Source organism: Chryseobacterium artocarpi (assembly GCF_001684975.1).
In the GTDB taxonomy this organism is placed as follows: domain Bacteria; phylum Bacteroidota; class Bacteroidia; order Flavobacteriales; family Weeksellaceae; genus Chryseobacterium; species Chryseobacterium artocarpi.
On the sequence record NZ_MAYH01000012.1, the window covers coordinates 742277 to 765156 of the forward strand.

Genomic DNA, 22880 nt, shown 5'->3' on the forward strand with positions numbered 1-22880 from the left:
TATTTTATTTTAATTGAGGTGCAAACATGGGAGTTCCCTGATGATCTATAGCTAATAAAGGAACCTGATAAGTATCTTCGAGAAGTTGTTTCAGATCATTTTTTTCTAAAGACTGAACGGGGATCAATTCATTCTGATTCATCACAAAAAACTCATCTCCGAACTGAAAAGCAAGGTTGGGATCATGCATGACGCATAAAACTGTAGTTCCTTCATGAACCAATTGCCGGATGGCTTTCAAAACAGCAACCTGATAATGAAGATCAAGATGGTTGGTAGGTTCATCCAGCATGAGAATGTCTGGTTTCTGAACCAATACGCGACACAGCAGTACCAATTGACGTTCTCCCCCGGAAAGAGAAGTGTAAGGTTTATCTTTTAAATGAATCAAATTAAACTTCTGTAAAATAGCTTCTACTTCCTGATAATCTTTCTGTTGTGGTGAGAATTTTGAAAAAGAAGCCCGTCCGGTTAATATCACATCAAAAACCTTAAATGGAAAAGTAGTCTGATGAAACTGAGTTAAAAATCCAAGACGAACGGGAGAGGAAGAACCAATTTTGATCTTTTTACGTTCTTTATCGGCAATCCATACACTGCCTTTGTAGTTTTTTTCAAGTCCGGCAATGATTTTAAATAAAGTCGATTTACCACTTCCATTTCTTCCCAGAATAACGGATAGTTTTCCTTTTGAAAATTTTGCATTTACATTTTTCAGGACCTGCTCTTTTCCATAATCAAAAGAAAGCTGTTCAATACTAATTATTGTGTTCATGAGTTCCAGTTGATTGCATTTTTGCGCATTAAATAGATGAAAATAGGGGCTCCGATGATCATGGTAAATACACCGATCGGAATTTCAAAAGGCATTACAGTACGGGAAAAGTCATCAATCAGTAATAAAAAAGTTCCTCCAATGCTGATATTTGCCCAAACGGTAATATTGTTATTCGGTCCAAAGATCATTCTGCTGATGTGAGGTACAATCAATCCAAATAAACTGATAACCCCGACAGCGGCAACGGACGAAGCTGTAATCATTGTAGCGACTGCCATCAATACAAGTTTCAATACGGTAGGATTTACTCCGACAGCCATTGCTTCATGGTCTCCTAAAGCTAAAAGATTAAGTTTCCAGCGAAGGATAACAATTACAGATAAACCGATAAGGATTGGAAATACAGCGGTATGAACTTTCTGCCATGAAGCCGTATGAAGATTTCCCATTGTCCATTGTACAATTGCCTGTAATTTATAAGGATCGCTCAGGTATTGAAGAACCGTCAGAAACGCGGTAAATACTCCGGATACAATCATCCCCGAAAGCACCATACTTACGATAGAAGTTTTAGCTCCGGTATACGAGACAAGATAAGTGATCACTACAGCTGCAACCCCAAAAATAAAGGCTGAAACATTTACTGCCATTACAGGAAAAAGCATTGCCAATGCGGCTCCGAACGCAGAACCGGATGAGATTCCTAAAGTAAAAGGGTCAACAATCGGGTTTCTGAAAACAGACTGCAAAACACCTCCGGCAGAGGCTAGAGAAGCACCCACCAGAAAGGTAAGCACAATTCTGGGTAAACGCACCTGCCATAAAATGGTATGCAAACTTCCCTGTAGCATTGCTTCATCTTCTGAAATTCCCAATTCCAGAGCGATATGATGAAAGAGTTCCCCAAAACCAATATTCTGACTGGAACCTATAATCAATGAGATCAACACCAACAGAGCAGGTAAAATGATTAAAAGGAATATTGTATTAAAGCTTTTCATCATCAGATCAGTCCTTTTTTTCCGTAGATGATTTCAAATGCTTTTTTTACATCCTGATCCAGTTGCTCCTGAGTATATTCAGGCATACACCAGTGACGAAGCTGCTTGGCAAATAACATAAACTTCACCGTATGCGGATCATATGGAAATGATGGTGACATTACAAATACCTGTTTGTTTTTTACAGCAGGAAGTGCTTCCAGTTCTTTAAGACTGTATACATCCGATAATTTTGAATTCCATAAAATGATAAGGTCCGGGTTCCATTTGTACATAGTTTCTGCACTGATATTAGGTGCTTCTACCGGAACAGGGCATGCATTCTGAGCCCCGGAAAGAGTTATTGCCATATCAATAAGGCTTCCTTTTCCTGAGGTAGACATGATGCGTCCTTTAGACCATGCATAATAGATTTTCTTAGGAGAAGTTGCCTGTGAAGTTCTCATTTTCTTTACTTCTTCCGCTACATATCCCGTGATTTCTTCTGCACGTTTCTGTTTTCCAAGTAATTTTCCTACATTTTTTAATTCATCAAGGATTTTTTCGTCATTTAAAGAAGAAAAAGTAAATACTGGAATTCCCAGATTTTCAAGTTGATTGATATTGTCCTCATCTGTATTGAAGGTCAGGACTAAATCAGGTTTTAACCCAACAATACTTTCAGCATTACTGGATTGTCCGCCAAAAGTAGGAGTGGCAATGCTTTTATTTTTAATACGCTTATCAAGCTTGGAAAGAAAACTGTAAGTGTCTTCCATTTCATAGATCTGTTGTGGAATTCCCACAATTTTTTCACCTGCCTGAAGCATATAAACATCATCAACAAGGGCATTGTACAAAATAACCACACGCATTGCTTCATGAGGAAGGGTAATCGTTTTACCTCTGCTGTCTGTGGCTGTAACCGCTACATTAGAGGAGGCTTCTTTTGAATTTTTAGGATTACAGCTTTGTACTATTAATATGATTACAGAAAGACTTGTAATGAATAGGTTTTTAATTTTCATGTACTTTGTTTTTTGCCAGATAACGTAATGATTGATTGGATAAAAGCTGGGAATCTTTAAGATGAATACGTTCTCCGTATCTAAAAGAAAGCTGTTCATACAAACGTCCGTCATAAGGAACTGCAAAAGATTGCCCCTGAGTCAGAAAAACCGGAAGATGCTGATTTCCGATAAAGTAACAGAAGTCTGCTGCTTCGGCATCATTCTTTGCTGGAAAACATATGGTCAGACATGGTTTGAAATGGATCGAAGCTATTAATTTTCCGTTGCTGTATAATTGATCTCCCTGCTGCCATTCCTTCAAATTTCCCAGTCTTATTTCCAAAACCAGCCCGGATTTGGTTGTCCGGGTCAGTTTTTGTTTTTTGTTTTCAAACCATTCGAGTTCCAGGACATCAGTATGACGATCATTCAGATGGATCGCTGTTTTCACTTCATCAATTACGATTGGCTGTATGGTATTCATGTTAAGCTTCTTTAGCAGCGCTTTCTTTTTTTAATTTTACTTTTTCTTTCAGCCAGCTACACCATTCGTCAATTCCATCTCCGTTTAAAGTGCTGATGGTCATTACTTCAAGATTAGGGTTTACTTCAAGAGCATCTTGAGTTACGGCTTCTACAGAAAAAGGAACATACGGAAGTAAGTCTGCTTTGGAAACAAGCATCAGTTCACTCGTTAAAAACATACGCGGGTATTTCTTAGGCTTATCGTCCCCTTCAGTAGAAGCGAGAAGAGTCACACGGTAATCCTCACCCAGGTCAAAAGCAGACGGGCAAAGAAGGTTTCCTACATTTTCGATGAATAATAAATCAACACCTTCTAAATCAATATGGTCCAATGCCTGAAGAATCATCTGAGCCTCAATATGGCACATTCCACCAGTCACAATCTGTAAGGCATTAATTCCTACCTCGCGCATTCTGATCGCATCACGCTCAGTTTCAGGATCTCCTACTAGAATTGAAATATTAAGTTCTTCAGCAAGACGTTTTCCGGTTTCCTGCATCAAAGTTGTTTTTCCTGATCCAGGAGATGAGCAGACATTGATCACACAAACGTTTTTTAAACGGTCTCTGATGGCTTTGGCTACAAAATCATTAGCCTTTAATAAATGAAGAGTGGTATTATCACATTGAACGGAACCTACACGGTTTCCTAAACTTTTTGGATTAGCTGTTGACATATTAATGTTCTTTTTGTTTAAAAATTACTTTTGAAATAAAGAGTTCGTTCCCCTGAACGATATTGGCAGAAGGAGTTCCGCAATCACCACAGACAAATTTGTGGTACCTGACCTGAAAGTCTTTTTTACAATGATCACAATGGGCGATAATGTCATTGACGAGAACTTCCAGTTCCATTTCCCGATAATACGGATGATCCGTAATAAATGCATCAAACGCATTCTGGATAAGGACAGGCTGAACGTTGGAAAGTAATCCTGCCGTTACCTGAACCTGCTGAATATCTTCTACTTTGGCATTATAATGCTCTTCCAAAGTGTCAAAAATATCCTTCACTATACTTAATTCATGCATAGCTTATGTATTTTTATGGTGAGACTGACTATCCGGGATTTTCAGATAATCTTAATAAGAATTGACTGTAAAATACTTATGATATAGCGTTTACAGATTTAATTTTTTGTTGCAAATAAAGGAATGCTGATCTTTAAATTATGAAATAAAAGATATTTGGGAAGGTGATAATGATGAGCAAATTCTGAAATAGAATTCATCATCGTGATAGAATTTAATTTTGATTCCCAGAGAAAAGCATATCTTTCAAAAAGGGTAAAAGGTAAATCAAAAAAGATTTTATCAACATCTGAATCGTTTTCTGTAATAGATGCTATGAGTAAAGCATCATGCTGTTGAGGTGTTTCAGAAGCTTTTAATCCTATCTGATCTTGTGAAGAGTTTACATAAAGGCTACTTTCTTTGTGGTTTGCCCATCCCAACATTGTTGTTAAAACCAGGGTAAGCAGAAAAGTAATTGATATGTAAAGAGACTTCTTCATCGATAGGGCAAATTTACACCTTTTGCCATTTGTTATTCTTACCAAAAACCTTTTAAAAATGTTCAAAATCAGGACTGAATTGACGTGGTGGAATAAAGTTTTTTATGATTTTTTTATTTTTGTTTTAATTTTTATTTTTCTGTAAATCAATTGTTTGTGTTTTGTTTTGTTATGGGTGATTAAATCTTAATGCTTTACAATAATGTTGAAAAAAGTGTCTTTGTAATTTTAAAAGACATGTAATCTAATCGTTAAAAAATATCTATAATATAGGGATTTGGATTAAAATTCTGGAAATTTTTTCAATGAGATATTGTCGTAAAAAATGATTGATTTTGACGATTGATTTTTAGTTATCCTTGTCAAGGTTATAAACCTTGACAAGGATAATAATAGTTTGCGAAATGGGACGTAGAACAGGAAAAGTCGTGCTTGGGTTGAATCTTAGATACAATTATAATTTCGAGAAATAATCTTCTTCAAGAATAGCATATTCATAATTATCACTCCAACCACTTTTTAATGGTAGAAGTTTTCTGCGGTGAGCTTCCCTTATCATTCCTGATTTTTCCATGACTTTATAAGATGCAATATTATCAATAGCGCAACCAGCTTCAATTCTATGCAGTTTTAGCTCTTCAAAACCAAATTGAATGATTCTTTCTACTGCTTCAGTTGCATAACCTTTTCCCCATATTTCAGGACTTAGCTTGTACCATATTTCCGCATTCTTATAATGAGGTTTAATAATATCAATGCCAATAATGCCAACAAAGGTATTATCAATATTGGTTTCTATTAAAAAAGTGAATTTTTTACGGGTTTCTTCAGTTTTAGTTTCTGATTTCCAGTTGTCTATAAGTTTTTGAGTTTTGTTTTTATCATTAGAATAAGAAGTAGGATTGAATATTGTGCTTTCAGGTTTTTGTAACATTTCATGTACATTATGAAGATCACTTTCTTTGAAGGCACGTAGAATAAGTCGTTCAGATTCTAATATTAGGGTGTTCATTTATAATTTGTTTTCTCTGTCTAATCTAAGGAATAATTAATGGGATATTTTTTGTGATCTCTTTAAATTGACTTGCAGTTAATTTAAAATTAAATACAAGAACCTTCCAAAACTCTTTCCAGCTGTAAATATCATTAAGGCTGAAATGGCAATCAATACAATTCCGAAAGTAGGATTGTTTTTGGATTTTTCAATTAAAAACGGTAAAACTTCTTCCGCTTTCAATTTTTTCAATTGGTTAAAAAGTTTTCTCATATTATTCTGTTTATCAATTAGTAGAAGATGATCAGGATTTGTTACAGTGAATCGGAAGCTGTTATAAAACAAGATGCTTATTGCTGTATGTTTAAAATTTTTACATGTTTAAATAATACAATTTATCAGCTCTTTTCACGAAAATGAATAGTCTTTCTCTTATTGATGATTCGTAAAGTCTCTATATTTGAACCAGATAATACATTGTAATGTTTTATAATGTCTAATGAAAAAGAAGAAGAATATGCAAGAAGAAAAAATTGACTTTTTACACCATAATGAATCCGCCTGGAATAAACAGGCATTGGAAGAGAATGAGTGGTCTCAAGCAGTAAGTACAGAATTGATCAATGATGCAAAGGAAGGAAAATGGGAAGTTCATCTTACCCCCAAGCCTTTAAATAAAGCATGGTTAGGAGATGTAAAAGGTAAGAAGATCTTATGTCTGGCATCTGCTGGAGGGCAACAGGCTCCGGTATTGGCGGCAGTAGGTGCTTCTGTTGTAGTTTTTGATATTTCGGAAGAACAATTGAAGCAAGATGAGCGTGTGGCAGATCGTGACGGATTATCTTTGAAAACAGTTCAGGGCGATATGAGAGATTTAAGCGCTTTTGAAGATGAATCATTTGATATTGTATTCCATCCCATATCCAACCATTATGTGGAAGATGTAAATCCTGTCTGGAAAGAAGCATACCGGGTTTTGAAAAAAGGAGGGATTTTACTGGCAAGTTTTTTCAATCCTGTTGTTTTTGTTGCTGATCGTAATCCTCAGGATATAGCAGACGGAATTATTAGACCAAAATATACTTTGCCTTATGCTGATATTAAAGATTTAGATAAAGAACAGATAGCTAGAAAAATAGAAAATCAGGAAGCATTGGTTTTCGGACATACACTTTCTGATCTCATCGGAGGGCAGTTAAAAGCAGGCTTTGTTATTGAAGATTTTGAAGAGGAAATGCAGCCTCATCCTAGATTTTTAATTGATCAATATTTACCAACCTTTATCGCAACGAAAGCCGTTAAATTAAGATAATCCGTTTCCTTTATATGATAAAGAAAAAATCGAAGATTTATCGGGGAGTTCCTTGATAGACCTTCGATTTATATTTTAACCCAAATTCCCGGAATTATCCCTATTTTAGACGGCTAGAAACAGATAGCGTTGTCATTTTCAATGGATAAATCTTCAATTAATAATTATTTTCATTCTCTATTCAGTATAAAAGATGAAGTGGTGGAAAAAATTACGGAAACCTTCAATCATTTTGATTTAAAGTCAAATACAATTTTGCTGGATCAGAATACCGTAAGTACCAAGACCTATTTTTTGGAAAAAGGTTATGTTCGTTCCTATCTTTTAAATGAAGATAATGAAGAGATTACAACCAATATCTATGCAGCACCTTGTTTTGTGAATGACTTTTTATCGTTTTTCAGGCAGCAACCTACAAAAGAAATTTATCAGACCATCACAGATTGTACCTTTTGGGAAACAGGCTTAGAAAATGTACAGTATAATTTTCATAATATTCCTGAATTTAGAGAATTTAGCAGGCTTCTTTTTGTATTAAATTATTACAATATTCATGACAGGCTGATTGAAATGGCGAGTCAGAAGGCTTCTACAAGGTATTTCAATCTGATGAAAAAAGATCCGGATATTTTTCAGCACGTTCCTTTAAAAGTCATTGCATCTTATCTTGGAATAAAAGACAGTTCACTGAGTAGAATTAGACGGGATATTAATAAGTAATGTGTGGAAGTGGAAATGGAAATATGGAGGTTGGAAGCTACTGCCAGCCTAGTAATTTCCTGTAATTTTTGATTTAAACGCAGGGCACGCTAAAAATTGAACTCTTAGCGTTAAAGAAAATTATTCAGGCTCCTTTTATATTTTCTACTTTTAAATAATCATTTCTTTTCATTTGTCAAGTGATAGATTAAAATATGTCATTCATCTTTGTCAAAAATAATTTCATGAATAAAAAACATATTGTCGTTGTAGGATTAGGGGGTGTAGGAGGATATTTTGGGTTTAAAATTAATCAGGAGAATGAAGTTTCCGGAAAATATACTGTTTCTTTCGTAGCAAGAGGAGCAACCTATCATAAAGTAAAAGAAAACGGATTGGTTCTTATTTCACCAGAGCATCCAAATGATAGAACTTTTCCTAATGTTATCGTGGAAAATATAAGTGATCTTAAAAAACCTGATCTTGTTTTGATTTGCGTTAAAGAATATGATCTTGAAAATGTATGCAGACAGCTTGGGAAGGTTATTACAAAAGATACTTTATTGCTCCCGATGATGAATGGCGCAGATATTTATGACAGAATCCGAAGAATACTTCCTGATCATGTTATTTTGCCAACCTGTATTTATGTAGCTTCTCATATTAAAGAAAGAGGAACCGTAGAACATAAAGGAAAAGCTGGAAAAATGTTTGTAGGAAGAGATCCTGAACATTTCTCAAGCGATATAAAATGGATAACAGATTTGCTTCAGGAAAGTAAAATTGATTTTGATTTTAAAGATAATTCTCTGGCAGATATCTGGACGAAGTTTTTCTTTATTGCAAGCTTCGGACTGGTAACAGCAAAGCATAATTCATCCATTGGAACAGTATGTACTGATGAGCAGCAAAAAAATGAAGCAACAGAAATAATGAAGGAGATAAAACTGATCTCTGATAAAAAAGAAATTCAACTTCCTGAGGATATTATAGAAAAGACATTTGAAAAAGCTTCTACATTTCCGTTTGAAACTCCAACATCTTTACAGCTGGATATTCATTCCGGGAAAAAAGAAAATGAATTGGAGTTGTTTGCCGGAGCTATTCTAAATTATGGAAAAGAGCTTACTCTTGAAACTCCTTTTACCCAAAAGATCTATAATGAGATTAAAGGAAAATAGGTAAGAGAAATCAAAAAGATATTATAAACCACATAGGATATATTGAATTTCAGGATTCTGAAAAACTATATAATCTATGTGGTTAATTTAAATATAAAATAACTATTGTAATTGATAGTTTTAAGCTCCGTGCATGAATTTTTGCCTATCCAACAGTACTTCATCTGTTTCTCTATGGTCCGGATCATCAATACAACAGTCTACCGGACAGACTGCTTTACATTGAGGTTCTTCGTGAAAACCTTTACATTCCGTACATTTTCCGGATACAATATAATATACTTCATCCGAAACCGCCTGATTATAAACTCCGGCATCTGCTTCTGTACCATCCGGGAAAGTTATATGACCCGAAAGTTTTGTCTTATCCTGCCAACGCCAGTCGATGGCACCTTCATAAATGGCTGAGTTGGGGCATTCCGGTTCGCAGGCTCCACAATTGATACAGTCATCAGTTATTTTTATAGCCATATTTTTATTTTTAAATGTTGTAAAAAAGGGATCTCTTCAACATGGTACTGTTTTAGAAATCCCTACTAAACTTAATTAAAACAGTTCCAACAATTTATTACATCATAAACTGTGCAAACTTGTATTTTGAACCTCCTAATTTGCAGCAATTTCCACCGAAAGCCCATCCATTTGTGCTGTCAGGTAAATTTGGCATGCTAATCTGCTGGTTGATTTTGAGTTAAAGAGCTCAGACAAAAGAGCTTCTTCTATATCACCTTTTTCAGGTAATGAAGTTTCCTCGTTAAGAATGAAGCAGTGGCAGGTTGCACACATTGCCATCCCGCCGCACATTGCTTCCATGGGAAGTTCATAGGCTTTGCAAATGTCTTTTAAGGTAAGTCCCATTTCCAACGGGCAAATCAGGATATGTTTTGTACCGGACTGATCCGTTACAGTGATTGTAATTTCATCTTTCATCGTCATTAGTCAATCGTTGCTACTACTTGTTTTTCTGCCTGTTTTTTTGTTCCGTCAAAACCTTCAATACCGCTTACTGTTGTATATTTAAGAACAAACTTCTTATTAGGATTAAGACGTTGGTAAATACTTTGACAGGCAATGGCTGCTTCATGAAATCCACATAAGATCAGCTTCATTTTATAGGGATAGGTATTGATATCACCTACAGCATAAACCCCTGATATATTCGTTTGAAAATCTGTACTGTTGTCTACCTTGATCGCATTTTTTTCAAGTTCCAGTCCCCAATCCGAAAGAGGTCCAAGCTTAGGAACCAGCCCAAATAAAGGTATAAAATGGTCTGTTTCTATAGTCTGAATAACACCTTCTTTTTCAACTACAATTTCCTGTAAAGAATGTTCACCCTTAAGTCCGATAACTTCGGCGGGAGTGATCAGATTGATCTTTCCTGCATGCTTTAATTTTTTTACTTTTTCTACAGAATCTAATGCGCCTCGGAATTCATTTCTTCTGTGAATTAGCGTCAACGAAGAAGCTATTTCTGCAAGATGTATAGCCCAATCCAGTGCTGAATCACCACCACCAGCAATTACAACATGTTTTCCTGCATAATCTTCGGGACGTTTGATGAAATAATTTACTCCACGATCTTCATAGAATGCAATATTGTCAATAGGCGGTTTTTTAGGTTCAAAACTTCCGAGACCGCCGGCAATTATCACTGCTTTTGCTCTGTGTCTTGTCCCTTTATCTGTAATGACTTCAAATAGATTTTCTTCCAGTTTTAAAAGATGTACAGCCGTTTCGTTGAATGTAAAACCTGGTTCAAACTGTTTGATTTGTTCATAAAGATTGTCAACGAGTTCACCCGCCAATACACTTGGGAATCCCGGAATATCAAAAATGGGTTTCTTGGGATATAATTCTGACAATTGACCTCCCATCTGTGGCAATGCATCAATGATATGACATCGCATTTTGAGAAGACCGGCTTCAAAAACCGTAAATAACCCTGCAGGACCGGCACCAATGATCAGTATATCTGTTTCTATCATGTTATGATTGATTTATTGTAGTTTTTTCAATTTTCTTAGTGGTTGCGATGTTAACAAGCTTATCCAGTTTTCCTGAATAAAACTCTGAGATCTGTTTTGAATCATCAATATGAAACAATGACGATCTTAGAATCGGTACACTGAAGGGAAGCGTCCAGGCTCTCAGTGATTTTGCAATATCATCCATCGCATTGATTCCCTGCATTGCCTGTAAACCGTCTGCCCAGCATACCAATCCTACAGTTTTGTCTGTAAGATAAGGCTCATAAGAGTTTGCTGTAACTTCCAGCCAATCCAGGCAGTTTTTCATCACTCCCGGAATACTGCCATGATAAAGAGGAGCCAGCCAGAAATGAACATCAGCATTCTGAAACATTTGGGTCATTCGTTCCACAGCCAAAGGTGTTTTCGTTAAAGTGACATCAAACAAAGGAATTCCTGAATCTGCAAGCGTAAAAATATCAGTCTGAATCCCTGATTCTTTCAGGCGCTCTGATAAATAATTGGAAATAAGCCCGGAAGTAGATTCAGCTCTTCTTTCCAGTGATCCGTTAAATATGATTGCTTTCATATTGGTTTATTTTTTGAAAATGACTTTTGGTAAGCCTATTTCTCCATACATCAGACTTTTCACAAAAGGTTTTAGTAGGGAAGTAGCCAAAAGATAAAGTGCCGGAGCAATATCAGGTCCCGCCTTCACAACCACTTTCTGATCATGATACTGCTCCAGATCTGCACTTAAAAGTTTTTGTTTCCACAGATCCAATAGAACTGTATCGAAACTGTTTATATCAGTGTATGCAGCATATGGCTGTAGCTTTTCCATCAATATCATAAATGCCCAAGGCGGAATAATGGCATCCGTAGAACAGATGATTGCAACAGCTTTGTCTTTGTATATGGAAAAATCTGTGTTGGCAATTGATTCCTTGAATTCTTTCTCCTTAACGATCATTTCCATGAAAAGATGTTCTTTAATATCCAGTTCCACAACTTCCATTGTAGGTTTGTATTTCAGAAGATCTAAGGCTATAATTCCTGAGGCAGCTGCTTTATTAATGAAAATAGGTGTATCCATTGCTTCTATTTTGTACTAAAAAGTTGTAAGGTTATCTTATTTTTAAAAGAGTTTCTTCATATTTTTTTTCTACTGCAGCCCAATTCAATACGGACCAGAACGAATCTAAATAATCTGCTCTTTTGTTCTGATAAGCTAGATAATAAGCATGTTCCCAAACGTCTATTCCAAGAATAGGAAAACCTCTGTTTACGGAAAGTACATCCATCATCGGATTATCCTGATTAGGAGTAGAGCTTATCATAAGAGATCCATTGAACTTTACAGACAACCAAACCCATCCGGAACCAAACTGCCCAAGTCCGGCTTTCTTCATTTCGGCTTTAAAATCTTCAAGACTTCCAAAAGTTGAAATAATAGCATCATGTAGTTTTCCTTCAGGACTTAATTTAGGCTCAGGCGAAAGAATTTCCCAGAATAACGAGTGATTGTAGTGCCCGCCACCATTGTTTCTTACAGCAGGACTGTATTCACTTACCCTTTGAAGTAATGAATCAAGGTCAGGATTCGTTTCATTGGTTTGCTCCAAAGCAGCATTTAAATTGTCTACATAAGCTTGGTGATGACGCTGATGGTGGATCGTCATTGTATTTTTATCTATGAATGGTTCCAATGCATCATAAGCATAAGGTAATTGGGGTAGTGTAAATGGTTTCATTGCATTTATTTTTGATTAATGTGAGACAAAGGTAGCAATATATTTGAATAAAACAACTTTTTAGTTGTTTTATTGATTGATGAAATATTTATTTTAAAATATTGAAAATGAATGGTTTGTTGTTTTTATTTAGAGATTATAGAAAATGACTATCTTTGTTGTTGAAAAATAAAACAACCTAAATATTGTCAAATGAAGAAGCCGGCTGCAGACCGCATTCTGATGTTTTTAAAGATGAGAGGAGAAGCTACTTCCCTTCTTATTTCTGAAGAGTTATCCATCACAAAGGAGGGTGCGAGAAAGCATTTACTAAACCTTGCTGAGGATGGGCTGATTCAGCCTGTAGTAAAAAGCGAAGGGGTAGGAAGACCGTCTACTTATTATATACTTACAGAAAAGGGTCTGGCTCAGTTTCCTGATACTCATGCCGAAGTAACGGTGCAGCTTCTGAAATCTGTTAAAAATCTTTTAGGAGAAAATGCTTTGGATTTATTGATCAGTGATCGTGAAAAAAATACGCATGAGCGGTATGAGAAAACACTTTCTAAGACAAAAAATCTTGAACAGCGCTTGGAAGCTCTTGCCGAAGCACGAACTAAAGAAGGCTATATGGCTGAGTGGAAGAAAGAAGGTAAAGACTATTTTCTGATTGAAAACCATTGCCCAATCTGCGCTGCTGCGACTGAATGTCAGGGATTCTGCCGTGCTGAACTTTCAAATTTTCAGTCATTAATTGGGAAAGAATATACAGTGGAAAGGATAGATCATATTATTTCTGGTGGACAACGTTGTGTGTATAAGATCAGTCAGTAATTTATTATTAAAAGCATGGTTGTAAAAGCTGTAATATTCGATATGGATGGAGTTCTTGTAGACTCCGAAGGTTTTTGGGCAAAGGCAGAGCTGGATGTTTTCTCATCCTATGGTGCTCAGGTAACAGATGATCTGGCTACTCAAACCAAATACATGACAACGAAAGAAGTGACAGAATTCTGGCATGGAAGATTTCCGTGGGAAAACCTTGATGTACCTACCGTAGAGCAGGAAGTTGTATCCAAGGTTATTGAATTGATACAAAGCGAAGATTGTACAATGTCCGGCATACAGGAATTTATCAAAGATCTTAAAAGTAAAGAATATAAAATAGGACTAGCCACCAATGCACCTTTACGAGTGGCTGATGCTGTTCTTGAAAAACTTCAGATCCGAAGCTTATTTGACTCTGTTCATTCTTCAGAATTTGAAGAGCAGGGAAAACCGCATCCAGCTGTTTATCTTACTTCAGCCAGACAACTTGGAATCTCTCCTGAGCATTGTATTGCTGTGGAAGACAGCCACTCCGGATTGAAAGCAGCAAAAGCAGCAGGCATGAAAACGGTTGTTTTTACCAATAACGATGAAAGTATACATTTTGATCTTGCGGACTATAAAATTCTGAGCTTTGAATCTGTTCAATTATCAATCCTGTAAGCTCCTGAATATTTTTGCGATAATTGTCATTTATTAGTCAATACTCATTAAAATCAGTACTTTGTGAGTACTTCCATCAGCATTATAATGGATATTAATTTTTTTGAAGATTGATATTCAGGGCTGAGTTGTTCTCTGATCTCACCTAATGCTTTACTCAGTTTATTACTTACGGTTTTATTGCTTATTCCTAAGGCTTCTGCGGTTTCTTGCACAGACATATTCTGTCGGATTCTCATCTCATAGACCTGTTGCTCTGTAGTAGGAAGGCGTGATACAACCTCGTCAATCAAAGATAATAATGCAGAAATTTCGTTTTCTTCAAGAATTTCAAAATATTCCGTATCTGAAATATCCAGCTCTGCGGGAGTTTCAAACTCGTCAATACTTAATGTAGGAGGGGCTTTTTTAAAACTGTTATAATAGTCTAAAATTCTATAATGAAGATGCCTAAGCAGGTAGCCTTTTGCACTTTCAGAATCATCTGTTTGTATTGCATCTGTGTTTTCAAGAATTTTCATCCATAGATTCTGAAGGAGTTCTTCGGAAACCTCTTTATCCTTGGTTCGTACAAAGACAAAGCGGTACAGACTATCCCAATAACGGTCGTACAGTAGCATAAATGCAGGTCGGTCACCTGATTTTATTTTCTTTAATAATGTATAGTCTGTTAGGTTCATATCGTTGCAACAAAATTACCTAAAGGAAAATTAACTTTTTGTGAACTTTAATTATGGTAAGGTTAAATATTTCTGAAAATCAAGGCTTGAATATGAAGTTAATGTTGAGTAAATGTAAAAAAAGATTAAAATGGTCAGAAATCAGAAACAAATATGAATATAATGTTAACAAACAGCTAGGGAAGTTTTTCATTTTCATAGTCTTATAGATAGAAGTATCTGTGAATACTATGAATTATTTATGAAAAAAATTAACTACAAAAATATTGAAGTCTTTGTTTTCAAACTTTGGGAACGTGAAGTTTCAGGAGAAAAAGTTTCAGAAAAAGAAACTGAACTTTTAAGCCAGTGGAATAAGAATGCAGAAAAAGATTTGGATACTGTTCATATGCAGGAATCTAGAGGAAGACTATTATCAGGATTAGAATCTTATTTTAACTCTGCTGGAAAAAGTATTCCTGTAAGAGGCTATAAAAAATATACATATCAGGTAGCTGCGGCTGTTGTTCTTTTGTTGTCTTTAGGAGGTTTTCTTATTTATAATACATTGATAAAACCGGATATCTATATTGCTGAATCCAGAGAAAAAATTATTCACCTTGAAGACGGATCGGTTGTTACCTTATTACCCGGAGCTGAGCTTACAGTCGCAAAATCATTTCCGGCTTCTACCAGAGTGGTTGATTTAAAAGGTGATGCTGTATTCTCCATTGCAAAATCAAAGATTCATCCTTTTATTGTGAATGCAGATGGTTTCAGTACTAAGGTATTGGGAACGGTGTTTAAAATTTCACAATCCGGGAAGAGCAAAGCGGTAGATCTTTATGAAGGTAAAGTTGCGGTATCTTCTGCGGGAGCTCCTGTTTCTTTCCTTAAGCCCAATCAGAAGTGGACGAATTTCGGAGTTGCTCATACTACGGCTGTTATTTCATTTGCTCCTGATAAAACTTCCGGAAAATCAAGATCAGAATTACTGTCTTTAAGCTTTAATGATGTTCCTCTACATGAAGTGATTGCTGTTTTGGAAAGCAATTATAATACGAAGATCTATTATCCTAAAGAAACTGAAAATAAAAAGATTACTGCCGATTTTACAGGAGGAACCGTTGCTGAAAATATTGAATCATTGGCTTTTATCCTTGGATTCGAAGTGCAGAAAAAAGATAATACCTACATCTTAAAAAAATAAATAATCAGATAATCTTAAATCTAAAGAGAAACACTTACGTATGAAAAGTTTGAAATGTGGTTTTACCATAGCAGCCTTATTTTTTACTGTCGCAGCAGAAGCACAGGAGCTGGTTCAGAAAGTTACATTTTCCGTTCCTTCAAGCAGACCGTTAATTGAAGTTCTGGAAGACTTTGCCGGAAAAACAGGAATGAGGCTCGCCTATTCAAAAATTGATATTAAAGAATTGAAGGTAAAAGGGATAAAATGTGAAAACTCATCTATCCATAATTGTCTTAAAGACATTACGAACGGGCTACCGGTTGTATTTCGTTTACATGGCGATCTTATCTCAATAAAATATGAGGGTGGAAATGTTTCAGTGCCGGGAAACGGACGTATTTCCGGGAAAATCGTTGATGAGGTAGGAAATCCTGTTGTTGGAGCTGAAGTTACTATTGCCGGAAAAACCGTAGTGACAGACAATAATGGAGATTTTTCAACAGATTTGCCCTCAGGAGTATACAATTTAACAATAAAAGCATCTAAATATAATACACTAAGAGTAGAAAAACTATCTATTGCGAACAAAGAGACCAATACCGTTTCATTTGCTTTGAATAGAGCTTCTGATAAAATTACAGATATCAAAGAAGTGGTAGTTACAGCAACCCGTAAAGCAGATACACAGGCAGGATTACTGGCTCAACAGAAAAAAGCAGCCCAAATGAGTGATGGTATTTCTGCGGAGCAAATTTCGAAAACTCCGGATAATGATGTGGGTGGAACTTTAAAAAGAGTAACGGGAATTACTACTATAGACAATAAATATGTTGTCGTAAGATCAATGGGAGAACGTTGGAATACAGCTGCAATGGACGGAATCAATCTTCCTAGTACCGAGGCATATAATCAGAATTTTTCTTTTGATATTATTCCTACGGCAATGGTGGAAAGTGTTGTGGTAAGCAAATCTGCAACTCCTGATATGAATGCAAGTTTTGCAGGAGGTTTTGTAGAAGTAAGAACCAAAGATATTCCCAATGAGAACTTTACAACCGTAAGCATGGGAACTTCTTATAATGATCAGTCGGCTTTTAAAGAGTTTCTGACCCGTAAGCGTGGAAAGTATGATTATTTCGGATATGATGATGGAACAAGAGATTTCCCAAAAGGACTTCAGGCTATGAACTGGACGAATCCTATGTTTTTTGAACAATCTAGTCAGTTTAAAAATGACAACTTTACAAATTACAGAACAAAAGGTGATATGGGTTCCAATTTACAGCTTGCTTTAGGAAAAACCTATGCTCTTAAAAATAATAATAAATGGGGTTTTGCCGGAGCGTTTATTATTAGAAATGAACAGAATAAGCTGGATATAGATCATACGGGAAGAGGAAACTGGCTGGATACAACAGATTTCTCTTTTGATGCCAATGGAAAAATGCCTTTTTACAATTTTAAGAATAAGGGAGCATCCTATAATTACAATTCTACGGTGGCAGGAATGTTGAATTTTGGGTTACAATTAGGAAAAAGCAGAATTTCACTTCGTAATTCATATACTCATATTTATGATAATACACTCACAAGAATTACAGGCTGGGATGAATATACAAGTGGAAGTGGTAATCGTTCTGACGCAGAAGCTTCATACAATTATTTTTATTATGGAATAATTCCTAATAATGACCCTTCAAAAATTTCATCTTTAGAAAAACCATTTACAAATAATACAAACTATCCTGTTTATCAGATGTTTTTACAGAATAAGCTGGAGGGAAATCATAAGTTTGGTAATATGGAGGTCAACTGGTTTGCCGCCAGAACGGGAGTTTCATCAGATACTAAGGACTATACTCAATATAATACTTTATATAAATTCATTGGACGTGAGATTCTGAATTATCACATGGCTAATAATTCTTCAAGTGATTTTGCAAGAGGATATATCGGCAGTAAAGAAACAGATTATAATTATGGAGCTTCTTTCAAATGGAGTATGGATAGAGGAAATTTTAAGAATGATATAAAGGTAGGATATGCCGGAGCCTCAAAAAGCAATACCAATCAACAACAGAAATTTTTATTGAGAGTAGATGGAAACAGAGACGTTCCGAATCCAAAAGTTTTGGAAATGTATGGAGCTCTTTCAGATTGGTTCGACGGCTCTCATTATGCTCCTGGTGGAATAGGATGGGAAACCAGACCATTGTTTGTAGATGGTAAATATGAAGGAGAGGTAGAACAGCATGCAGCTTATGTAATGTTTGATAACCGTTGGAAAAATAAATTCAGGTTGGTGTGGGGATTACGTGCCGAGTATTTTCAATATGATCTTATTTCTCAGCAAATGGAAACTAAGGACTCTAATAATTTTACAAAAGCAGGAATTGATGATAAACCATGGCAATGGATGCCTTCTGCAAATTTTACCTACAGTCCCACCAATAAAATAAATCTGAGACTTGCTTATAACAAGGCTGTCATTCGTCCTCAGTTTAATGAGCGAACAGGATTACCTTATTTTGATCCAATCGCCAACGGACAGATTTTTAATACAAATATGGTGTCATCTGTAGTTAATAACTATGATTTTAAGTTTGAGTGGTTTCCGGGGTTAGGAGAAATATTTTCAGCAGGGTTGTATTATAAGGATATTGATAGACCTATTGAAAGAGAAGGGTATATTACTAATGAAGGAAACTTACAGCTTTATAACGGAAATTCTAAAAATGCAAAATTGAAAGGGTTTGAAGCTGAGGTTAGGAAAAATCTGGGTTTCATTGCCGCTAATTCTTTCCTGGAAAAGCTTTTTATCAATGGAAATTTCACATATAACATTACGAAAGTAGTTGCTTTTAAAGATAAAGCAAAAACAACAGACCAAGACGCTACTTATGAAGTGAACAGACCTCTTTACGGACAAACTCCTTACGCTTACAACTTAGGATTAATGTATGATGGAGAAAGATTAGGCTTTAGTTTTTTATATAACGCAAAGGGAGACCAGTATATAACGGTAGGATATTCTTATAACGGAGAGGAGATTCAGCGCCCCTATGCCGTAGCAGATGCGCAGGTTTCGTATAAGCTTTTAAGAAACAGAAATCTGGAAGTGAAACTGAGTGTGAGAAATCTCTTCAACAGGGTAAAGGAATACTATAATAACTATAACTCTTATTTAGGATATACTGATAACACCGGGGATAAAACTGCCCGTGAACTACAGACCATTGTGCCTGGGGCTACCAATAAATATGATAAAGACATTGATAAGATTTTATTCCGTGCTTACAGCGGAAGAATATTCGGGCTAAGTGTCAACTATACATTTTAATCCTTATTAAATAAAAAGAGCTCTCGATATAGAAGTGTACAGGTTTCGGAATCCTGAAAAATGAACCGGAATAATACTGATGATGCGCACAGCAGTACCGAATCAATCAAAAACCGACCACTATTAACTTTTCCCGGGAGATAGCGGAAAAACAGGGAACTCAGACAGCTTAGCTCCTCCTGAACTGTAGGATGTAAACAATAACCAAATCGCAGAAATATAGAGGCAGATATTTCTGAATATTAAAAATTTCTGGTCATAAAAATAAATAACCGGATCTATCAAAAATTATAACAATGAAAAGATTAACTCTAATTGCAGCTGCTGCATTATCACTTACAGCTTGTCAAAATGATCATTTAGCAGATTCTTCTACTCCTTTCGAAATGAAATCTACTTCAGCTGAATACATTACAGCTTCTGCACTTCCTGTAACTAAAGTAAGCGGTGATATTACTTCTAATACAACATGGAGTGGAGTAATAGAAATTGATGGTACAGTAGCCGTAAAAAACGGAGCAACACTTACCATTCAGCCAGGAACTTTCATCAAAGCAAAACCTAATGCAATAGGAGAAGGTTCAGGTATCCTTGTTATTACCAAAACAGGTAAAATAAATGCTACAGGAACAGAATCTCAACCAATTGTTTTTACAAGCTACAGATTATTGGACGGAGATGATACTACTACGGCTGTACCTGGAGACTTTGGAGGAATTATCCTTTTAGGGGATGCTCCTACCAATGTACCTTTTACTACAACTGTAGAAGGTCTACCAGCTAATAATCCTGATTTCTATTTTGGTGGAACAACTTCCGGACATAATGCAGGTACAATAAAATACGTTCGTATTGAATTTGCAGGGTATGATTTCGTAGGGGCTAACTCTGGAAACGAAGTTAATGCTTTAACATTGGCTGGTGTTGGAAACGGTACTACTTTAGACCATATTCAGGTTTCTTACGGACAGGATGATTCTTTTGAATTCTTCGGTGGAACTGTAAATGCTTCTAACCTTGTTTCTTTTGCAGCTGAAGATGATAATTTCGATTTTGATAACGGATATACAGGAACTATTACTTGTGCGTTGTCTTTAGCAGATTACAAATCATCACACACTGTAAGCGGAGGATCTCCTGATTCTAACGGTATTGAATTGGATAACAACGCAACAGGTACTGCAACTTCATTGATTACAAACCCTACGATCAACAACCTTACTATTATCGGGGCAAAAAATGGAGTAACAGGACAAGGGCTTGCTTATGAAAACGGTATCCACATCAGAAGACACGGGAAATTAACATTAAATAACGCCGTAGTTACAGGATATCCGGTAGGAATCAAAGTAGAAAATACAGGTTCTGAGCTTTCTGCAGCATCTAACTTAAGTTCAATCCAGGTACACGGATTCGGAACTTCTGTTACAGGAGCAGGAACTGCGGGAATTCCAGCAGCAAACCTATTAACAGGTACTTCTGCAGCTCTTTGGGGAATGAACCAGCCATTCTTTAACGAAGGATTAACATGGAGCGTAAGTCCAAGAAATTGTGGAAATTTCCAGGGAATCTGGACAAAATATGATTTCTCAATTCAGGAATAATTCTTATAAACAGGGAAAGCACTGTGTCTTTCCCTGCTTTTTTCTTTTAAAAAATCTTAATAACAAATATTATGAAAAAACTATTTTTATTATCTATCATATGGGTGTCTCAAGCTGCATTCGCACAGGAATTTATCTGGGGAAATACTTTTGATACTGCTGATGATCTTCAGGGCTGGACCATCCATGATCTGAATAATAATGGAAACAAATGGGCTCAGGGGCAGAACATTTATCAAAATGGTACTTCTATGGCATATGGAAGCGCCGGAGTTCTCAGACATTCTACCAATTTAGTTCCTAGTGGTATTGCAGGAGGATTTGCTTCAGAAAATGACTGGATCATTTCTCCAGAAATAGACTTGTCAGCTGCCGGAGGAACGATCACATTAGTTGCTCAGCTAGGGAGACAAAAACTAAATCAGGCTATTGTCGGAAGAGACCTCTATATCTATGTAAGCACTTCTGAGAAACCAGTTCCAGCTTTGGCAGACTTTCAGGCTTTGGCAGTAGATGCTAATGGAAATGATCTTCCGAATCCTTATAAAATATCTGCAGGATCTACCAATAATCCATTCTCTTCAGATCTTACCCAGTTTGTAGAAAGTATTGTAGATCTTTCAACTTTTGCAGGAAAGAAAATTTACATAGGAATCTGGTCCAACAGAAAACCGGCAAATCTTCAGAATATAAATATTGATGAAATTGCGATTTATGCTACAGCAACACTAGGCACAAAGGATGTAAAAAAGAACAAAACACTTACAAAGATCATTGAAAATCCGGTAAAAGAAAATTTACAATTACAGCTTAATCCCGCATTCAAAGAAAATGCTACTTTAATCAATGTTTATAACGCTGTAGGACAGAAAGTAGTTGCTACCCAATATTCAAAATCAATCAGCACAGTAGCTTTATCTACAGGAAAATATATCGTGGAAGTAACGGACGGAAAAACTACAGAAACATTAAGCTTTATTAAAAAATAGACTTTCTGACTTAAAAACTGATTTAGAAATACATGAAATTTTAAATATACAATAATGGGTAGCAGTCTCAGGTGTTACCCAGAACATATCCAACTAGTTTTTTTATAATTATTATTGCCCTGTACAAAAGGCAGGGCAATTTTTTAAAGTTTTAAATGATATTAAAGATGAATAAAATCTTTGCATTCCTATTATTGACCCTATTATTTTCCTGTACAGACAATACAATAATGGAAAGGTATGATGCCATACAAAAGCCGGCTGAAGTAGTCATTAAAGGATACTCTAAGCCCGATGTACTTCAGTTGAGACTCAATGGAGAACCAATATCAATTGACGGAAAAACATCTTATACCAATAAAATAGAAACCACGCTTCAGTTTGTTGTAGATCAGGGGGAAACCAACAAATTAGCAATATATAATAACGAAACAGGGAAAGAAATAGCAAAATATATGATTAACTATGATAACATAGCTGATTACAAAAAAGTGAATTTCTTTAATCTGCCGGGAATTTTTCTGAAAACAGATGTCGTAAAACCTCAAGTCGGCTTTGGAAAGGTAGGCTTCGTATTTATTTTTCCAAATCTGGGTGAGCATTCAGGGACATCTCTTACAAGTGTGAAAGGTATTTTAAAAAGAGAAAATGGAGTAGTACTTGCCGAGTTTGATAATATTGAAAAAGACAATTTTACTCCGGTAAAAATTTATAGTGCTTTCAGTTCTACAGCACCCGTGTATCTTGAACTCTATAAACCAGGAACTACAGAGCCTTATACAGGATCTGATATAATCAAGGTTAAATTAAAACAGCATACCGGAGCTAATATGATCGTACTTCAGGAAAAATCAGAAAATGGAGGTTCAGTTGTAAAGGGAGATATTGATGTTTCAGAATATTTATAGT

26 protein-coding genes are annotated in these 22880 nt (G+C 35.8%); 10 read left to right on the forward strand and 16 right to left on the reverse strand.

Translation table 11 applies throughout. The features are described 5' to 3' along the window. Positions 1-4: 4 nt before the first annotated feature. From BBI01_RS07760 to BBI01_RS22760, 9 genes are all read right to left on the reverse strand, one after another. A complete protein-coding gene (locus tag BBI01_RS07760) occupies positions 5-775 on the reverse strand; it encodes an ABC transporter ATP-binding protein (RefSeq protein ID WP_065394092.1) in 771 nt (256 codons plus the stop codon). Further along, positions 772-1779 (reverse strand): FecCD family ABC transporter permease, encoded by a 1008-nt coding sequence (locus BBI01_RS07765; RefSeq protein ID WP_065394155.1) that lies wholly within the window; start codon positions 1777-1779, stop codon positions 772-774. The genes BBI01_RS07760 and BBI01_RS07765 overlap by 4 nt, the downstream gene beginning before the upstream one ends. 2 nt (positions 1780-1781) lie before the next feature. Further along, a complete protein-coding gene (locus BBI01_RS07770; RefSeq protein ID WP_065394093.1) occupies positions 1782-2786 on the reverse strand; it encodes an ABC transporter substrate-binding protein in 1005 nt (334 codons plus the stop codon). Further along, entirely contained in the window at positions 2776-3252 is a 477-nt protein-coding gene (locus BBI01_RS07775; protein ID WP_065394094.1) for an urease accessory protein UreE, read from the reverse strand. Before BBI01_RS07775 ends, BBI01_RS07770 begins: the two co-directional genes overlap by 11 nt. A 1-nt stretch (position 3253) precedes the next feature. Beyond that, positions 3254-3970, reverse strand: a complete 717-nt coding sequence (gene hypB / locus BBI01_RS07780; protein WP_083190039.1) for a hydrogenase nickel incorporation protein HypB — start codon at positions 3968-3970, stop codon at positions 3254-3256. 1 nt (position 3971) lies between these two features. After that, complete coding sequence (locus tag BBI01_RS07785; protein WP_065394095.1) at positions 3972-4325, reverse strand: hydrogenase maturation nickel metallochaperone HypA/HybF; 354 nt, start codon at positions 4323-4325, stop codon at positions 3972-3974. Between the two features lie 98 nt (positions 4326-4423). After that, positions 4424-4807 carry a hypothetical protein gene (locus BBI01_RS07790; RefSeq protein WP_065394096.1) on the reverse strand — a complete coding sequence of 128 codons (384 nt, stop codon included), beginning with the start codon at positions 4805-4807 and terminating at the stop codon, positions 4424-4426. A gap of 454 nt (positions 4808-5261) precedes the next feature. Further along, positions 5262-5819: a GNAT family N-acetyltransferase gene (locus tag BBI01_RS07795; protein WP_065394097.1), complete on the reverse strand. Its 558-nt coding sequence runs from the start codon at positions 5817-5819 to the stop codon at positions 5262-5264. 78 nt (positions 5820-5897) lie between these two features. Next, positions 5898-6074, reverse strand: a complete 177-nt coding sequence (locus BBI01_RS22760) for a hypothetical protein (RefSeq protein WP_165602232.1) — start codon at positions 6072-6074, stop codon at positions 5898-5900. A 244-nt stretch (positions 6075-6318) separates the two neighbouring features. Between BBI01_RS22760 and BBI01_RS07805 the strand changes: the two genes are divergently transcribed. From BBI01_RS07805 to BBI01_RS07815, 3 genes are all read left to right on the forward strand, one after another. Beyond that, positions 6319-7113 carry a class I SAM-dependent methyltransferase gene (locus tag BBI01_RS07805; protein ID WP_065394157.1) on the forward strand — a complete coding sequence of 265 codons (795 nt, stop codon included), beginning with the start codon at positions 6319-6321 and terminating at the stop codon, positions 7111-7113. 201 nt (positions 7114-7314) lie between these two features. Further along, complete coding sequence (locus tag BBI01_RS07810) at positions 7315-7833, forward strand: Crp/Fnr family transcriptional regulator (protein ID WP_228393950.1); 519 nt, start codon at positions 7315-7317, stop codon at positions 7831-7833. A 224-nt stretch (positions 7834-8057) separates the two neighbouring features. Then, entirely contained in the window at positions 8058-8993 is a 936-nt protein-coding gene (locus BBI01_RS07815) for a ketopantoate reductase family protein (RefSeq protein WP_065394158.1), read from the forward strand. Positions 8994-9113: 120 nt separating this feature from the next. Here the strand turns inward: BBI01_RS07815 and BBI01_RS07820 are convergent, their stop codons facing one another. The 6 genes from BBI01_RS07820 to BBI01_RS07845 all read right to left on the reverse strand — a co-directional run bounded on the left by BBI01_RS07820 (position 9114) and on the right by BBI01_RS07845 (position 12717). Beyond that, positions 9114-9464: a 4Fe-4S dicluster domain-containing protein gene (locus BBI01_RS07820; RefSeq protein ID WP_065394100.1), complete on the reverse strand. Its 351-nt coding sequence runs from the start codon at positions 9462-9464 to the stop codon at positions 9114-9116. Between the two features lie 135 nt (positions 9465-9599). Continuing rightward, the gene (locus BBI01_RS07825; RefSeq protein ID WP_228393951.1) at positions 9600-9929 is read right to left on the reverse strand and encodes a 2Fe-2S iron-sulfur cluster-binding protein; all 330 of its coding nucleotides are present in this window, start codon (positions 9927-9929) and stop codon (positions 9600-9602) included. Beyond that, entirely contained in the window at positions 9929-10981 is a 1053-nt protein-coding gene (locus BBI01_RS07830) for an NAD(P)/FAD-dependent oxidoreductase (RefSeq protein ID WP_065394101.1), read from the reverse strand. The genes BBI01_RS07825 and BBI01_RS07830 overlap by 1 nt, the downstream gene beginning before the upstream one ends. A 1-nt stretch (position 10982) precedes the next feature. Beyond that, on the reverse strand, positions 10983-11552 hold the full coding sequence (locus BBI01_RS07835; RefSeq protein WP_065394102.1) for an NADPH-dependent FMN reductase: 570 nt from the start codon (positions 11550-11552) through the stop codon (positions 10983-10985). A 6-nt stretch (positions 11553-11558) separates the two neighbouring features. Beyond that, complete coding sequence (locus BBI01_RS07840) at positions 11559-12059, reverse strand: DUF2480 family protein (RefSeq protein WP_065394103.1); 501 nt, start codon at positions 12057-12059, stop codon at positions 11559-11561. Positions 12060-12090: 31 nt separating this feature from the next. Beyond that, the gene (locus BBI01_RS07845) at positions 12091-12717 is read right to left on the reverse strand and encodes a superoxide dismutase (RefSeq protein WP_065394104.1); all 627 of its coding nucleotides are present in this window, start codon (positions 12715-12717) and stop codon (positions 12091-12093) included. A gap of 192 nt (positions 12718-12909) precedes the next feature. Between BBI01_RS07845 and BBI01_RS07850 the strand changes: the two genes are divergently transcribed. Both BBI01_RS07850 and hxpB read left to right on the forward strand, forming a co-directional pair. Beyond that, entirely contained in the window at positions 12910-13530 is a 621-nt protein-coding gene (locus BBI01_RS07850; RefSeq protein ID WP_065394105.1) for a helix-turn-helix transcriptional regulator, read from the forward strand. Between the two features lie 15 nt (positions 13531-13545). Further along, positions 13546-14187 carry a hexitol phosphatase HxpB gene (hxpB, locus tag BBI01_RS07855; protein WP_065394106.1) on the forward strand — a complete coding sequence of 214 codons (642 nt, stop codon included), beginning with the start codon at positions 13546-13548 and terminating at the stop codon, positions 14185-14187. A 53-nt stretch (positions 14188-14240) separates the two neighbouring features. Here the strand turns inward: hxpB and BBI01_RS07860 are convergent, their stop codons facing one another. Next, a complete protein-coding gene (locus BBI01_RS07860) occupies positions 14241-14867 on the reverse strand; it encodes an RNA polymerase sigma factor (protein WP_065394107.1) in 627 nt (208 codons plus the stop codon). 241 nt (positions 14868-15108) lie between these two features. On the opposite strand from BBI01_RS07860, the gene BBI01_RS07865 reads away from it, so the two are divergent. The 5 genes from BBI01_RS07865 to BBI01_RS07885 all read left to right on the forward strand — a co-directional run bounded on the left by BBI01_RS07865 (position 15109) and on the right by BBI01_RS07885 (position 22879). Further along, positions 15109-16056: a FecR family protein gene (locus tag BBI01_RS07865; protein WP_065394108.1), complete on the forward strand. Its 948-nt coding sequence runs from the start codon at positions 15109-15111 to the stop codon at positions 16054-16056. Between the two features lie 40 nt (positions 16057-16096). Beyond that, positions 16097-19378 (forward strand): TonB-dependent receptor, encoded by a 3282-nt coding sequence (locus BBI01_RS07870; protein ID WP_065394109.1) that lies wholly within the window; start codon positions 16097-16099, stop codon positions 19376-19378. Between the two features lie 296 nt (positions 19379-19674). Continuing rightward, positions 19675-20982: a beta-helix domain-containing protein gene (locus tag BBI01_RS07875; RefSeq protein ID WP_065394110.1), complete on the forward strand. Its 1308-nt coding sequence runs from the start codon at positions 19675-19677 to the stop codon at positions 20980-20982. Between the two features lie 71 nt (positions 20983-21053). After that, the gene (locus BBI01_RS07880; protein WP_065394111.1) at positions 21054-21971 is read left to right on the forward strand and encodes a T9SS-dependent choice-of-anchor J family protein; all 918 of its coding nucleotides are present in this window, start codon (positions 21054-21056) and stop codon (positions 21969-21971) included. Positions 21972-22138: 167 nt separating this feature from the next. Further along, positions 22139-22879, forward strand: a complete 741-nt coding sequence (locus tag BBI01_RS07885) for a hypothetical protein (protein ID WP_228393952.1) — start codon at positions 22139-22141, stop codon at positions 22877-22879. Position 22880 lies beyond the last annotated feature (1 nt).